Raw genomic sequence first — 15045 nt, forward strand, 5'->3', positions numbered from 1 at the left:
CGGCGCGGGCGCTGCGCGGGACCGGCGGGCGACCGGGGCGCCGCGGGCGGGTCGGTCGGGGCCGCGACCGCGCGCCCCCTCACCTGCCGGGGGTGAGGCCGGGCCCCGGGGATCCGGCGAGAATGGCGACGACGGTTCCTCGGCCGTCCCCGGCACGGTGACGGGAGGAGACGCCGTGACAACGTCCCCGAGTCGTACCCCCGCCCCGCGCGAACCGACCCCGGAGGGGAACGGGAACCGGACGGACTACGCCGGCGCGGTCTACGGTTCGATGCTGGCAGCCTCCGTGATCGCGGCCTCCAGCGCCCAGGGAGCGCACCCGCGGCTGTCGCTCATCCTGCTGCTGGTGGTCACCGGGCTCGTCTTCTGGATCGCCCACGTCTACGCGCACGTGGCCGGGCAGCGGGAGATCGGCCGCCAGGTCACCTGGCCCCAGGTGCGCGAGGTCGGCCGGCACGAGTGGCCGCTGGTCGAGGCGTCGGCGCTGCCGGCCCTGGCGGTGCTGGTCAGTCCCTGGCTCGGGACGGGCGACAGCGCCTGGCTCGCCCTCGGCGTCGCCGTGGCACAGCAGGTGGCCTGGGCGACGCTGGGCGCCCACCGGGCGGGCGCCTCGTCCCGTCAGGTCGCCGCCGAGGGCGCGGTCAACCTGGTCCTGGGCCTGGTCATCGTGGCGGCCAAGGTCGCCGTCGGGCACTGAATCACCGGGCCGCTGCGTACGCCGCGCTCGGCCGACGGCGTGTGCCCCGTCCCGGACCGGGACGGGGCACACGCCGTCGGGGCGTTCAGCCGGCCAGGAGCCGCTGCTTCTGCGCCGCGAACTCCTCGTTGGTGAGGACTCCCTGGTCCCTCAGCTGCGCCAACTGCTGCAGCTGGGAGATCTTGTCGTCCATGCTCGCCGCCGGGGGTGCCGGCGGTGCGGTGGGTGCCGGGGGCGGCGGGGGCGGTGCGGGTTCGGCCGCCATGTCCTGCTGGGCCCAACGACCCGCCTGACGGCGGGAGACCCGGTTGGACACGGCGGTCGCCGTTCCGGCGACGACGGCGGTGCGCGCCATACCGCGCAGCAGTCCAGGCATGACTCGTCTCTCCTCTCGGTGGCGTCAGCCGGTGGCGGACGGCCGGGTCGCGGCGTCGTCGGACGCACCCTCGGTGGCGTCCAGCTCGTCCAGGGAGCGCAGCAGGTCCGGCAGGGGCACCCGGCCGCTGGCGACCACCCGGGCGCCGCCCCGGCGCAGGGCCGTGGCGAACGGAGCGGCCCAGGTGTTCTCGTAGATGAGCACCCCGGCCGAGTTCCCGGGCTCGATGACCCCGGCGGCCTGTCCCAGGTCGTCGTCGTCCAGCAGCCCCGACCCGGAGCCCTCGAAGACGGCCAGGTCCAGCAGGCCGTCGCCGTCGAAGTCGGCGATTTCCATCCCGGTGACGGTGCCGTCGCTGTCCTTGCGCACGAACGCGAAGTCCAGGATGCGGATCAACCCCCGGTCCACCAGGTCGATCAACAGCGGAAGCCCTTCCCCGGTCATGCGGTTGCCGGGGAACTCGACCACCAGGTAGTCGATGGGCCCGCTCTCGGCCAGGACGTCCTCGGCCATGGCGGTGCTCCTTCCTTCCATGTGGAATCCGGCGCCCGACCCGCCGGGCCGGTCGCTGCTTCGACGCTAGGGGCCGCCACCCCGTCCGCGGATCACCTGTTCCGGGTGAGGGAGCGCCGATCCGGCGGCGCCCTCGTCCGGGTGGCCCAGTCCGGCGTGCCGGACGGGGGACCTTGCGGCGTGAATGGTGAAACAGCGGCGGTACGGCCGCGTGCCGAACATCGGGAGTGCCGTTGAACGGGCCACTGGAGCCGCATCCTTCCGAGCCCCCGTCGGGCGGGGCCTCCGCGTCCGGGGCCTCTTCGGGCGGGCCGCCTTCGGGTGAGCCGCCCGCGTCCGGGCCGCCTGCGTCCGGGCCTTCTTCGGGTGAGCCGCCCGCGTCCGGGCCGCCTGCGTCCGGGCCGCCTTCGGGTGAGCCGCCCGCAGCCGGGCCGCCTCCGGGCGAGCCGCCCGCATCCGGGCCTCCGCCGTCCGGGCCGCCGCCGGGCGGGCCGACGAACGGGCGCGGGGGTGCACCCTCGGAGCCCCGCCACCCCTCCAAGGCGGCGAGGATCGCGATGAGCACCGTGTCAGCCGTGCTGATCACGCTGACCTGCATCCTGGTGCCCGTCTCGCTGCTCACCGTCTGGGTGCACGACATCGCGCTGGACACCGACCGGTACGTTTCCACGGTCTCGCCGCTGGCCACCAACCCGGCGATCCAGGACGCCGCCGTCGCCCGGATCACGAAGGCGGTGGACGTGAAGGTGGACGGCCCGGCGGTCGCCTCCGACGTGGGTGACTGGCTGCAGTCGCAGGGCCTGCCGCCCCGGGCCGCCTCGGCGGTCAAGTCGCTCGGCCCCAAGATCGACGACGCGGTGGACCAGGTGGTCACCAAGGCCGCGACCAAGGTCGTGCAGAGCGACGCCTTCGCGACCGTGTGGACGCAGGCGAACCGCGCCGCCCACCAGGCCGTGGTCCAGGCCCTGACCGGCCACGGCCGCGGCGCGGTCGAGGTGAACAACGGCACCGTCACCCTCAACGTCGGCACGGCCGTCGACAAGCTGAAGGGCGACCTGGTGTCCGCCGGGCTGACCCCGGCCGAGAAGATCCCGGACGTCAACAAGCAGCTGGTGCTGTTCCAGTCCGACAAGCTGGCCAAGATCCGCGGTGCCGCGCACGCCCTCGACGTGATCGGCAACTGGCTGCCGATCATCACCGTCGTGATCGGTGCGATCGGCGTCGTGCTGGCCCGGCGCCGCCGCCGGGCCCTGGTGACCACGGCCCTCGGCGCGGCCTTCGGCTGCCTGCTGGTGGCGATCGCCCTGGTGATCGCCCGCCACTACTACCTCGACCACCTGCCGTCCGCCGTGCAGTCCCCGGCCGCCGCGGCCGCGGTCTTCGACACGCTGCTGCACTTCCTGCGGATCAGCCTGCGGACCGCGATCGTGCTGGGCGTGGTGGTGGCGCTCGGCGCCTACCTCTCCGGGGCGGGCCGCATGCCGCGCGCCGTCCGCGGCGGGGCCGACCACGTCGCCGACTCCGTCGCCGGCTGGAGCGACGCGCACGGCGTGCACACCGGCCGGGTCGGGACCTGGACCGACGCCCACCGCCGGTGGCTCGTCCTCGCGGCGGTGCTGATCGTGGCGCTGGTGTTCGCCCTCTGGAACCACCCGACCGTCCTGACCGTGCTGCTGCTCGTCCTGGTGCTCCTCGCGGTGCTCGCCGTCCTGGCGCTGCTCGCCGCCTCCGGACGGGCCGGCGACGGACGGGCCGACGCCGGACGGGCCGCCGCCGGGAGCGGTACCGATGAGTGACCCCGTCCGCGCGACGCGGACTTCCCCGACCGTCCTCCGCACACAGCGCAGGTGGCCATGACCAGCCGTCCGAACATCCTGCTGATCGTCACCGACGAGGAACGGGCCGCGATCCCCCGCCCGGCGGGCTTCACGCTCCCCGCCCGGGAGCGCCTCGCCGAGCGCGGCACCACCTTCGAGCGGTACTACACCGCCTCGGCCATGTGCAGCTCCGCGCGGTCCGTGATCTACACCGGACAGCACCTGCCGCTCACCGAGATCTACGACAACGACAACATGCCCTACATCCGCCCGCTGGACCCGGCGTTGGGCACCCTCGGCACGATGCTGCGCCAGGCCGGCTACTACTGCACCTACCAGGGCAAGTGGCACCTGTCGAACGCCTACGTCACCCCGCAGAACCCCGGACCGACCACCGACGCCCTGGAGCCGTACGGGTTCAGCGAGTTCAACGACTGGGGCGACATCGACGGCGGCGTCTGGGCCGGGCTCAAGATCGACCCCGTGATCGCCGGCCAGGCCGTCAAGTGGCTGCGCAACCGCGCCCCGGCGGTGGCGGACGACCAGCCCTGGTTCATGGCCGTCAACTTCGTGAACCCGCACGACATCATGAGCTTCGACTACGGCGGGAAGCCCCAGGTGCGGCTGCCCTTCGGCCTCGCGCACGCCGTGCTGGCGCGCGGCGCCGCCGACGTCCCGCTCTACCGCCGCCGGTGGGACTTCGACCTGCCCGCCAGCCTGCACGACGACCTGTCCGGCGCGGCGCCGGCGGTGGCGGAGTTCGCGCGCATGCTCGACACGGTGTTCGGCCCGGTGGCCGACGACCGGCACTGGTACGACGGCCTGAACTTCTACCTCAACGCCATCCGGGACGTCGACCGCAGCATCGACCTCGTGCTCGACGCGTTGGAGGCCTCCGGACAGGCCGACCGGACCGTGGTCGTCTTCACCTCCGACCACGGGGAGATGGCGGGATCCCACGGCCTGCGCCAGAAGGGGAACCTGCTCTACGACGAGAACTTCCACGTCCCGTTCGTGCTGTGCCACCCGGACGCGCCCGGCGGCGGCCGCACCGACGCGCTCGCCTCCGCGGTCGACATCGCGCCCACCCTGCTGGAGTTCGCGGGCGTGGACCGGACGGCGACCAGCACCCGCTTCCACGCCCTGCACGGCCACTCCCTGGCACCGGTGCTGGAGGGCGGGGAGGTCCGCGAGGGCGTGCTCACCGCCGTCGAGTCGATCACCGCCCTGGACGCCGGGTTCTGGTTCGAGTTCGCCGACCCGCAGGCCCAGCAGCGCATCCAGTCGGGGGAACTGCGCCCGGACTGGGACAAGCGCGGCTTCCTGCGCGGTTACCTCGACCGGCGGTACAGCTTCGGTCGGTACTTCTCCCCGCTCAGGCCCAACCGCCCCACCAGCCCCGAGGCGCTGTACGCGCAGAACGACGTGGTGCTCTACGACCGGGTGGAGGACCCCGGCGAGGTGCGCAACCTCGCGGCCGATCCGGCCCACCGCGACCTCGTCGCCGGGTACAGCGCCCGGCTGGAGGAACTCATCACCGCGGAGGTCGGCGCGGATACGCGCGCATGGGTCACCGAACGTCCCCGGCTGCTCGGCTGGCCCACCTGGCACGGCGACACCGACCGGCTCGCGCCCGTCGGCGCCGCGGCCGGCGGGTGACCCGTGGCCGCCCCCGTGGTCCTCACGGACGCGGCGTCACGGTCCGTGACCGCGTCCCGCACCGCCCACGACAGGACGGAGGTCCGGCCCTACCGTGAACGTAGGACCTCTGTTCCCTTCCAGGCGGTCGTCATGCGAGCCGCCGGGCCCCTGCGCCCGGCTGCCCGCCCCTCCCGCCTCCCGCTGCCCGGGCGGCGGTTGCCACCGAAGGAGTCAATGTCATGACCAGCAGTGTTGCCGGGGCCGGCCCCAGCACCTATGCCCCCGAACCCCGCCCCTTCGCGACCGGGTGGACCATCTTCGCCGGGGTCATGATGATCGCCGGCGGCATCATGGCGGTGTTCCAGGGGATCGCCGCGATCACCAAGGACAGCCTGATCGTCGTCACCCGCCACTACGTCTACTCGATGAACACCGCGGGGTGGGGCTGGATCCACGTCGTCATCGGCGTCGTCCTCGTGCTGGCCGGCGTGGCGCTCTTCAACGGCTCGGGCTGGGCCCGTGTCGTCGGTGTCGCCGTCGCCGTGCTCAGCATGATCGCCAACTTCCTGTGGCTGCCCTACTACCCGCTCTGGGCGATCGTCCTGATCGCGGTCGACGCCTTCGTCATCTGGGCGCTGTGCGTAGGCACGACGAAGAAGGCGACCTGACCACCCGACGGGCCGACGGCCCGTAGGAACGCCCCCCCGGGCCGGCCACGACCGCGTGGCCGGCCCGGACCGCGTCCGGACCGCGTCCGGCCGGGGGAGAGGAGGGGGGAGGCTTGGCGGGCGGCCCGGGGCATCTTGTATCGTTCCTCGCGAATCATCCAGAGGGGTGGAGGGACCGGCCCTACGAAGCCCCGGCAACTCCCCGTTCGACCCGGCGTCCGAAGTACGCGCCGTGCCGTCCGGGAGCAGTGCCAACTCCGGCCTGTCGCCACTGTGGCGCGGGAAAGATGAGGAGACACGGTGCTTTCAGTGCTGTCCTTCGCCCGGGCGCTTCCCGCCCCGGCCCTTTCGCGTACCCGTCTCGTGCCCGGCGCAGGCAATCGGCCGACTTCTCCGGCCCGTCCTCGCTGACCACCCCCCCGGCTCCCCGTCCGGGAGCCTCCGTGAGCGAAGCCCACCCGCCGCTCACGGGATTCGAGACGGAGTACCCATCCATGGACAACACGAGCGGCGTCGGCGTGCTCGACAAGGTCACCTCGATCCTCGGCACCCTGGAGGCCGGCCCCGCCACCCTGGCCGGACTCGTCACCGCCACCGGCCTGGCCCGGCCCACCGCCCACCGGCTCGCCGTCGCACTCGAACACCACCGCCTGGTCACCCGGGACATGCAGGGCCGGTTCATCCTCGGCCCCCGGCTCACCGAGCTCTCGGCGGCCGCCGGGGAGGACCGACTGCTGGCCGCGGCCGGCTCCGTCCTCGCCCACCTGCGCGACGTGACGGGCGAGAGCGCCCAGCTCTACCGCCGCCAGGGCGAGATCCGGATCTGCGTGGCCGCCGCCGAGCGGCTCTCCGGCCTGCGCGACACCGTGCCGGTCGGGGTCACCCTCCCGATGAAGGTCGGCTCGGCCGCCCAGGTCCTGCTCGCCTGGGAGGAGCCCGAGCGGCTCCACCGCGGGCTGCAGGGCGCCCGCTTCACGGCCACCGCGCTCAGCGGCGTCCGGCGGCGCGGCTGGGCCCAGTCCATCGGCGAACGCGAACTCGGGGTCGCCTCCGTGTCCGCGCCCGTCCGCGGCCCCTCCAACCGGGTGGTGGCCGCCGTGTCGGTCTCCGGCCCGATCGAGCGGCTCACCCGGCACCCCGGCGCCCACCTCTCCCAGGCCGTCGTCGAGGCGGCCCACCGTCTCACCGAAGCCCTGCGCCACTCCTGACCGGTCCACCGGCCCGCGCTGCCCGCCCCCTGCCCGGGCCGGCGGCGGGCGGCCGTCCGGCAGACCCTGGAGGCACGATCACCCGTCAGGCCGGCCGCCTCAGTCGGCTCGACATCGCCGAGCTCACCGAGCTCAGCCTGCTCCTGCCGCCCCGGCCGCCCCGGCCGCCGCCGGACGGGGCGCGCCGCCGGCTGACGGCCCGATCCGGGGCGCGGCGGGGCCCGCCCGAGGCCCGGCGACGTTTCCTCCGGCAAAGTGCCGCCCAGGTGAACAATCGCGAGCACGTCGTCCGTTCAACAACACGACAGGCGGGCGAGCGGCTCGTGTCCAGGGCCGGCAGATGGGTGAGGTGGGCTCCGATGAGAACCACGGCGGCGGACCGCGATGGTGACAGACTGACGGTCATGACGGGCGGGCGGGACGGGAACGGACAGGGCGGCACCGGGCAGGCCGGGAGCGGGCCGGGCGACGAGGCGACGGCGCGTCGGCTGATCGCCGCCTGGCTGGCCGGTGAGGCCGCCGAACCGGCGCCCGCCCCGGCCACCGGCGCCGAGCGGCCCGCCGGGGCCGTCCCGACCGGGTGGAGCGTCCCCCCGGCCGCCGCCCGGGAGGTCATCGCCGTGGCCCGGCGGATGGCCTTGCACGGACGGCAGGGCCGGGCCTGGCCGGTCCCCGGCGCCGACCACCTGCTGCTGGCCCGCACCCTGGTGGTCGACGAGCACCCCTCGGCCCCGACCTGGTCCGAGCGCGAGCGGGTGGAACTGGCCGGCTGGATCGCCGTCCTGGTGCGGCGTTTCGGCGAGGACGGCGTCCAGCGGCTCACCGCCGTACTCGCGGCCCGGTCCTGAGGCACCGGGGCACCGGGGCAGCGGGTTCGACGGGACCCGACGGGCGCCAACGACCATCGACGCGCGACCCGATCGGGCCGTGGGCGGACGTCGTCGGCGGCTGGGACGGTCTTCCCGTCAGGGCGAGGCACCGGGGCTCACCACCCACCGTCCCCGCGGCTGCCCGCCGATTCCGTTGTACCGGAGCGAAGGACGGAGCCGTGGCCGATGGGCGACTGACGGCAAGGCAGCGCGGTGCGTGGCCTGCGGGGGCCGGGCTCCGACACCGACTGGACTTCATGGACACCTGTCCAGGTATTCTGGACACCTGTCCATGAAGTTCGAACGAAACTCGGGAGCCGACGATGCGCGTGACCGCCGATGTCCTGGTCGCCCTGGTGGCCGTTCTGCACGGGTACTTCCTGGTGCTGGAGATGTTCCTGTGGGAGCGGGGGCCGGGGCGCAAGCTCTCCGGCTTCGACGCCGCGCTCGCCCGCACCACCGCGCCGCTCGCCGCCAACCAGGGGCTCTACAACGGCTTCCTCGCCGCCGGGCTGGTCTGGGGCCTGGCGGCCGGCGGCGAGGTCGGCCGCCAGGCGCAGCTCTTCTTCCTGGTCTGCGTGGTCGTGGCCGGCCTGTACGGCGGCGCCACCGCGAACCGTCGCATCCTGGCCGCCCAGGCGCTGCCCGGGGCGCTCGCGCTCGGCGCCGTGCTGCTCGCCGGATGAGCGCCGCCCAGGATCCCCGGGCGGAGCGCACCCGGGCCAGGCTGCGCCGGGCGCTGCTGGAGGAGTGCGCCGAACGCCCGCTGGCGGAGGTCAACGTGGCCGCGCTGGTGCGCCGGGCCGGAGTCGGCCGGGCCACCTTCTACGTCCACTACGCCGACCTCGACGCGCTCGCGGTGGACGCCTGCGCCGACGTGGTCCGTGCGGCCGTCGACGCCCTGCACGCCTGGCGCGGCGTGCCGGACCCGGCGGTGCCGCCGCCCGCGCTGACCGGGTTCTTCGCCGAACTGGTGCCGCATGCCGCGCTCTACCGGGAGCTGCTGACCCCGGGCGGCGGCGGACCGCTCGGCCTGGTGCTCACCCGCGACCTGCGGGAGCGCAGCCGCAACGAGCGGGCCCTCGCGGGCGCTCCGGAGCCCGACCTGGTGGCCGCCGCGGTGGCCGGCACCTTCACCGGCGTGCTCGGGGACTGGCTGCACGGCCGGATCGACGCCGGCCCGGAGCGGATCGCCCACCAGGTCTGGCGGCTGCTGATCTCCCTCCACCGCACGCCGCAGCTCTGACCGACCGGCGGGCGCCCCGCCGTGGCCTGACGTACAGTTGGGAAACTTTCCTAACGAAAGCCATTGACCCCGGAGCCCCGTGCCCCCGATTCTGTGAGACACCCACCGGCGGGCCGTCGTCGTCCGTACCGGTGGTCCACTCCCGCCTCCCTGACCTGCCGTCACCGCTCCCCCGGAATCGACGAAAGTGAGTTGGCATGCGCAAGACCATCGGAGTCCGTCTCACCGCCCCGCTGCTGGCCGCCGCGCTCGGCCCGGCCGCGCTCCTGCTGGCCCCCGTGACCTCCGCGGCGGCGGCCCCCGCCACGACGGCCGTGCCCGGGATGGCCGCCGCGCCGTACGAGTACCTCGGCTGGGGCAACCCGCAGAAGCCGATCGACGTGATGAAGTCGGCCGGGGTGAAGTGGTTCACGCTGGCGTTCGTCCTCTCCGACGGCGGGTGCAACCCGAAGTGGGACGGCAGCCGGGCGCTCACCGGGGGCTCCGACGAGGCCGCGATCAGGTCGATCCGGGCGGCCGGCGGCGACGTCGTGGTCTCCGTCGGCGGGTGGAGCGGGAACAAGCTCGGCGAGAAGTGCTCCAGTGCGAGCGCCCTGGCCGGCGCGTACCAGAAGGTGATCGACGCCTACGGGCTGAAGGCGCTCGACATCGACATCGAGAACACCGAGTTCGGCAACGCGACGGTCCGCCAGCGGGTGGTCGACGCCCTGAAGATCGTCAAGACCAGGAACCCCGGGATCGTCACCTACGTCACCATGGGCACCACGCCGAGCGGTCCCGACGCCAACGGCAAGGACCTCATCAAGCGGGGCGCGGCCGCGGGCCTGGCGAACGACGGCTGGGTGGTGATGCCCTTCGACTTCGGCGGCCACAGCGGCAGCATGGGGCAGGCGACGGTCGGCGCGCTCGACGGGCTGAAAGCCGTGGTCAAGAGCGCGTACGGCTACGGCGACGACGCGGCGTACCGGCACATCGGCGTCTCCTCGATGAACGGGAAGACCGACGAGGCGGGGGAGACCGTCACCACCGCCGACTTCCGCACCATCCTCGGCTACGCGAAGCAGCACCACCTCGCCCGCTTCGCCTTCTGGTCCGTCAACCGGGACCGTGCGTGCGGCTCCGGCGCGGACGCCGACGCGTGCAGCGGCGTCGCGCAGTCCCCGTACGAGTTCACCAGGATCGTCGTCCAGTACCAGGGCTGAGGCCCGCACCGGCCGGGTGGCCGCCGGTGTCACGGACCGGCTCCCCCGCGGCGCACCGGGCGCGCGGGGGAGCCGGTCCGGTCGTCGGTCAGCGGCCGCCGTGGATCAGTTCGACGGAGAAGCCGTGGTCGGTGGAGAGCTTCGGCGTCCTGACCGTGGTCACCCCGGTCGCGGCGTCGTAGTACCAGCCCGCGGCGGCCGCGTCGAGTGCGGCGGCCGAGGCCAGCCGGGGGAGCGGGCCGCCCTGGGTGACCACCTGGCGCGGGGCCGGCTGGCCGTGCACCGTGAAGCGGTACGCCCGGGAGGCCGGCTTGTCCGAGTAACTCCCCTCGCTGGCACCGACCTTGACGACGGTCACCGGGCCGGCGGCGTGCACGTCGACCTGTTGGGTGGCCGAGGAGCCGGTGCTGAACTGCCGGGTGACGCCGTCGTCCTCGTACAGGGTGTAGGAGGAGTCGCCCTGGGCCTTCGGGTAGAGGTCGTAGTCGAGTTCGGAGCGGTCCCGGGTCTGCCAGGACAGCGTGCCCTGGGGCCACATGGGCACGATCGAACCGCCCTTGACGAACAGCGGCAGGGTGTCGAGCGGCGCGGAGTAGCCGTCGATCGTGGTCGGGCCCTGGTAGGTGCGCCCGGTCCAGTAGTCGGTCCAGGTGCCCTCCGGCAGGTAGATGCCGTTGCGTACCGAGGTGTCGGAGTAGACCGGCGCGACCAGGAAGTCCGGCCCGGCCAGGAACTCGTACGTCGCGTTCGGCCCGAGGGCGTTCGGGTCGTGCGGGTACTCCAGGGCGAGCGGGCGCACGGCGCCGATGCCGGTCCTGGTGGCCTCGGCGGACAGGGTGTACATGTACGGCAGCAGCCGTTCCTTGAGCTGCAGGTACTTGCGGTTGATCGAGGTGTAGGGCTCGCCGTCCAGCCAGGGCTGCTGGTCGCGCTGCTCCTTGCCCGTCATGTCCCTGGCCCAGCCGTCCATGGTCATGATCGCCGGGAGGAAGGCCTTCCACTGCAGGTCGCGGGTGTACATCTTCGGGTCGCGCCGGAAGATGGAGCCGACGTCGCCGGTGTCGTAGGCGATCCCGGACATGGTGGCGCCCGCGTACGTGGGGATCTGCCAGCGGATGTAGTCCCAGGACAGGCTCTGGTCGCCGCTCCACAGCACGCCGCAGCGCTGGGCGCCGGCCCAGGAGACGGGCAGCCAGACGAAGCCGCGGGCGTCGCTGTTGTCCTCGATGCCGGCCTTCGCCTGGTCGCAGGCGTTCAGCGCGAAGTCGTAGCCGTTGCCGACCCAGGCCACGTCGAGCTTGCGCACCCGGACCCCGGCCTTGACCTCCTCGGCCTGGTTGGGCAGGCCGTTCTGGGTCCAGAGGCCCAGCTGGGCGTGGTCCTTGCGCAGGCCCTCGCCGGTCTGCGGCAGGTTCTCGTAGCCGCAGCCGTAGCCGTCGTTGACCAGCATCCAGCCGAGCGGCATCTGGTTCTGCACGTAGCCGTCGGCGACCTTCACGGCGTCCGTGGTGTGGCGCTCGCCGCGGTTGGCGTTGTGCAGGTAGCAGTCGGAGTCGCCGGGCTCCAGGCCGTAGACCGGCGGCATGAACGGCTTGCCGACCAGCGCGGTGTACTGGCCGATCACCGACTTGACGTCACCGGTGAAGTAGTAGGCGTCCAGGCGGCGTTCCTGCTGCCCGGTGCGCACCGGCGAGCCGAAGTCGTAGATCCCCGGGGCGAAGGTGTTGCGGAAGACGCCGTAGCCGGCGCTGGAGACGTAGAAGGGCTGGGAGTTGTTGTAACCCCCCTCGTTCCAGTTGGTGCTGTTGGCGACGTGGACGGTCCGGTCGCGGTGCGAGAAGCTGCCGTTCTGCTCGCCGCCGCCGAAGAACTGCTCGTCGGCGCCGCGCACCAGGCTCTGCCGCAGGCCGCCGGTGGACCAACGCAGCGGGGCGTCCTCCTGCCAGACGGCGGTGCGGTCGTCGGCCTTGTAGAGGCCGAACCGCAGGGGGTGCTTGTACACCCGCAGCACCAGGTCCTTGGAGCGGATGCCGTAGTAGTCGCCGGCGTCGAAGGTGCTGGTGGCGCGCTGGAGTTCGGGCTGCTTGCGGATGATGGTGCTGCCGGCCGGGTCGGTGAGCACGCCGTCCGGGGCGGCGCGCAGGCGCAGCTGGTCGTCGGCGAGGAAGTCGACCTTGGCCTTGAGGGGGCCGGCGGCGATGTCGTAGCTGCCCTGGCCGCCGCCGAAGGAGGTCAGGTCGCCCGCGTCGGTGGTCTGCGGCAGGTAGGCGCGGCCGGTGAAGGAGCCGCCGTGGACGTCGTAGGGCACGACCAGCACGTGGTAGGTGCCGGAGGCCTGCGGGATCACCGTCGCCTCGGGGTCGGCGGTGCCGGCGCTCTCGGCGACCTCCTTGCCGGCGGCGTCGTAGACGTAGAGGTCGAAGTCCTCGGTGGGGTCCTGCCACTGGATCGAGAGCGGCACGCCGCCCTCCGGGTTGTCGGCCCAGTAGCCGGCCGGCACGTCGACGGTCAGGTCGAAGCGGCCGCAGACGGTGCCGCCCGGGTCCTGGGCGGCCGACGGGCAGCTGGTCGCGCCGCCGAGCGTCCCCTTGGCGTACGCCGGGCTCTGCCAGGTGGTGCTCGGGTGGCCCTGGTCGAGGACGGCGGAGGCGGGGGCCGCCGCCCGGGCCGGGAGGGCGGGCCCGGCGACGGCGGCGAGGCTGGTCAGGGCCGCCGCGAGGGCGGCCCTTCGGAGGTGGGGGCGGAGTAAGCGCACGGGGTTCTCCTGTCGGCTGGGGGAGCGGTGCGGGAGCACGGCCGGGGATCGTGGCCGGCAGCGGCAGCGGCAGCAGTGGCGTGGCCGGGGCCGGGCACGGTCAGGGGGCGAGCAGGCGCAGCAGCCGGGCGACTTCGGCGGCCACGGCCTCCCGGGCGGGGGAGAGGTAGCGGCGGGTGTCGACGGCCTCGGGGTGGGCGCCGAGGTGGGCGCGGACGGCCCCGGTGAACACCCGGTTGAGCCGGGTGCCGATGTTGACCTTCGTCATGCCGGCCCGGACGGCCTCGGCCAGGCCCGCGTCACCGACGCCGGAGGAGCCGTGCAGGACCAGCGGGACGGGCACGGCCGCGCGCAGCCGGGCGATCAGCGCGAGGTCGAGGACGGCGTCCCGGGTGGCCATCGCGTGCGAGCTGCCCACCGCCACCGCCAGCGCGTCGACCCCGGTCGCGGCGACGAAGTCCCGTGCCTGGTCCGGATCGGTGCGCACGCCGGGCGCGTGGGCGCCGTCCTTGCCGCCGATCTCGCCGAGCTCGGCCTCCACCTGGACGCCCCACGCGTGGCAGCGGCCCACGACGTCCCGGGTCGCGGCGACGTTCTCCTCGTACGGCAGGGCGGAGCCGTCGAACATCACCGAGCCCAGGCCCAGCCCGACGGCCTCGCGCACCAGCTCGGCCGACTCCGCGTGGTCGAGGTGGACGGCGACCGGGACGCTCGCCGCGCGGGCGATCGACAGCGCGGCGAGCGCGATCGGTTCGAGCCCGCCGTGGTACCGGGCGGTGTTCTGGCTGATCTGCAGGATCACCGGCCGCCCGGCGGCCTGCGCCCCGGCGACGATCGCCTGGGCGTGCTCGATCTGCACGACGTTGAACGCCCCGGCACCGGCGCCCCGTTCGGCGGCCGTGCGGACGATCTCGGCGGTCGGGGTGAGCGGCACGGGGTTCCTCCACGGGGACGGCGGGGAGCAGGCGCGGCGGTCGGGCACAGCGGGAGTCAGGTACAGCGGGGATCGGGCACAGCGGGGATCGGGCAGAGCGGGGATCGGGCGGGGCGGGACCGGGCAGGCGGCGGTCAGGCGCGCTGCCGGTCGCCGAGGACGACCGACCGGGTGAGGTGGCGCGGCCGGTCCGGGTCGGCGCCGCGTGACCAGGCCACCGCGACGGCCAGCCGCTGGGCCCGGACGAGCTCGGCCAGCGGGTCCGACTCCGTCGCGGCGTCGCCGGATTCGGCGACCAGGAGGGCGCCGGCCCGGGTGATGTCCTCGGCGAGTCCGGCGGGCGCCGGGCCGAACACCCAGGTCACCCGGCCCGGCGCGGCGATGCTGATCGGGCCGTGCCGGTACTCCATCGCCGGGTACGCCTCCGTCCAGGCGCCCGCCGCCTCGCGCATCTTCAGCCCGGCCTCCAGCGCCAGCCCGTACGTCCAGCCGCGTCCGAGGAAGGTGAACTGCTCGGCGCCGCACAGCTCGGCGGGCAGCGGCGCCGTGACGGCGCGTTCGGCGTCCAGGACGGCCCGGGCCAGCGGGCGGACGCCGTCCGGCCGCGCGCCCTCGGCCTCCAGGTGGGCCCGCAGCAGGGCGAGCACGCTGGTGGCGAAGCGGGTCTGCACCACCGAGCGCTCGTCCGCGAAGTCCAGCACGGCGACGGCGTCGGCGAGTGCCATGACCGGGGTGGCGGGGTCGGCGGTGACGGCTGTGGTGGGCACTCCGGCCGCCCGGGCGTGGCCGAGCAGGTCGAGCACCTCGGTCGTGGTGCCGGAGCGGGAGATGGCCAGGATCCGGTCGTACTCGCGGCCGGGCGGGAACTCCGACGCGGCGAAGGCGTCCGTGGTGCCGTGGCCGCCGCCCTCGCGCAGGGCCGCGTAGGCCTGGGCCATGAACCAGGAGGTGCCGCAGCCGACGACGGCGACCCGCTCGCCGCGGCGGGGCAGCGCGTCGGCGTGCCGGGGCAGGGCGTCGGCGGCGCGGCGCCAGCAGTCCGGTTGCGAGGCGATCTCGGCGGCGGTGTGCGAGGGCGAGGCGGCGGCGGTGCCGGCGGGTGTGGCGGAGGTCATGCGG

Annotated in this window: 14 protein-coding genes and 1 riboswitch; of the genes, 9 read left to right on the top strand and 5 right to left on the bottom strand. The window is 74.2% G+C overall.

Features of this window, described 5'->3' with window-relative positions; genetic code table 11:
- Positions 1-175 precede the first annotated feature (175 nt).
- A complete protein-coding gene (locus ABTY56_RS22590) occupies positions 176-697 on the top strand; it encodes a hypothetical protein (protein WP_350630787.1) in 522 nt (173 codons plus the stop codon).
- Between the two features lie 85 nt (positions 698-782).
- Here the strand turns inward: ABTY56_RS22590 and ABTY56_RS22595 are convergent, their stop codons facing one another.
- Both ABTY56_RS22595 and ABTY56_RS22600 read right to left on the bottom strand, forming a co-directional pair.
- Complete coding sequence (locus tag ABTY56_RS22595; protein ID WP_350630788.1) at positions 783-1073, bottom strand: SHOCT domain-containing protein; 291 nt, start codon at positions 1071-1073, stop codon at positions 783-785.
- Positions 1074-1097: 24 nt separating this feature from the next.
- A complete protein-coding gene (locus ABTY56_RS22600) occupies positions 1098-1586 on the bottom strand; it encodes a DUF6325 family protein (protein WP_350630789.1) in 489 nt (162 codons plus the stop codon).
- A 557-nt stretch (positions 1587-2143) separates the two neighbouring features.
- On the opposite strand from ABTY56_RS22600, the gene ABTY56_RS22605 reads away from it, so the two are divergent.
- From ABTY56_RS22605 to ABTY56_RS22640, 8 genes are all read left to right on the top strand, one after another.
- Positions 2144-3382 carry a hypothetical protein gene (locus tag ABTY56_RS22605; protein ID WP_350630790.1) on the top strand — a complete coding sequence of 413 codons (1239 nt, stop codon included), beginning with the start codon at positions 2144-2146 and terminating at the stop codon, positions 3380-3382.
- 57 nt (positions 3383-3439) lie between these two features.
- Complete coding sequence (locus ABTY56_RS22610) at positions 3440-5062, top strand: sulfatase family protein (protein WP_350630791.1); 1623 nt, start codon at positions 3440-3442, stop codon at positions 5060-5062.
- A 221-nt stretch (positions 5063-5283) separates the two neighbouring features.
- Positions 5284-5712: a DUF7144 family membrane protein gene (locus ABTY56_RS22615; protein WP_350630792.1), complete on the top strand. Its 429-nt coding sequence runs from the start codon at positions 5284-5286 to the stop codon at positions 5710-5712.
- Between the two features lie 151 nt (positions 5713-5863).
- Positions 5864-6006: riboswitch (SAM riboswitch) on the top strand.
- A 200-nt stretch (positions 6007-6206) separates the two neighbouring features.
- Positions 6207-6920, top strand: coding sequence for an IclR family transcriptional regulator (locus ABTY56_RS22620; RefSeq protein ID WP_350630793.1), 714 nt, complete (start codon positions 6207-6209; stop codon positions 6918-6920).
- A gap of 404 nt (positions 6921-7324) precedes the next feature.
- Positions 7325-7768 carry a hypothetical protein gene (locus tag ABTY56_RS22625; protein ID WP_350630794.1) on the top strand — a complete coding sequence of 148 codons (444 nt, stop codon included), beginning with the start codon at positions 7325-7327 and terminating at the stop codon, positions 7766-7768.
- Positions 7769-8112: 344 nt separating this feature from the next.
- Complete coding sequence (locus tag ABTY56_RS22630) at positions 8113-8475, top strand: DUF1304 domain-containing protein (RefSeq protein ID WP_350630795.1); 363 nt, start codon at positions 8113-8115, stop codon at positions 8473-8475.
- Positions 8472-9035, top strand: coding sequence for a TetR family transcriptional regulator (locus ABTY56_RS22635; RefSeq protein ID WP_350630796.1), 564 nt, complete (start codon positions 8472-8474; stop codon positions 9033-9035). Before ABTY56_RS22630 ends, ABTY56_RS22635 begins: the two co-directional genes overlap by 4 nt.
- 197 nt (positions 9036-9232) lie before the next feature.
- Positions 9233-10237: a chitinase gene (locus ABTY56_RS22640; RefSeq protein ID WP_350630797.1), complete on the top strand. Its 1005-nt coding sequence runs from the start codon at positions 9233-9235 to the stop codon at positions 10235-10237.
- Positions 10238-10325: 88 nt separating this feature from the next.
- Here the strand turns inward: ABTY56_RS22640 and ABTY56_RS22645 are convergent, their stop codons facing one another.
- The 3 genes from ABTY56_RS22645 to ABTY56_RS22655 all read right to left on the bottom strand — a co-directional run bounded on the left by ABTY56_RS22645 (position 10326) and on the right by ABTY56_RS22655 (position 15041).
- Positions 10326-12992, bottom strand: coding sequence for a glycoside hydrolase family 31 protein (locus ABTY56_RS22645; RefSeq protein ID WP_350630798.1), 2667 nt, complete (start codon positions 12990-12992; stop codon positions 10326-10328).
- Positions 12993-13092: 100 nt separating this feature from the next.
- A complete protein-coding gene (locus ABTY56_RS22650) occupies positions 13093-13926 on the bottom strand; it encodes a class II fructose-bisphosphate aldolase (protein ID WP_350630799.1) in 834 nt (277 codons plus the stop codon).
- Positions 13927-14060: 134 nt separating this feature from the next.
- The gene (locus ABTY56_RS22655) at positions 14061-15041 is read right to left on the bottom strand and encodes an SIS domain-containing protein (RefSeq protein WP_350630800.1); all 981 of its coding nucleotides are present in this window, start codon (positions 15039-15041) and stop codon (positions 14061-14063) included.
- Between the last annotated feature and the right edge of the window lie 4 nt (positions 15042-15045).

The organism is Kitasatospora sp. NPDC097691 (assembly GCF_040302665.1).
Lineage (GTDB): Bacteria > Actinomycetota > Actinomycetes > Streptomycetales > Streptomycetaceae > Kitasatospora.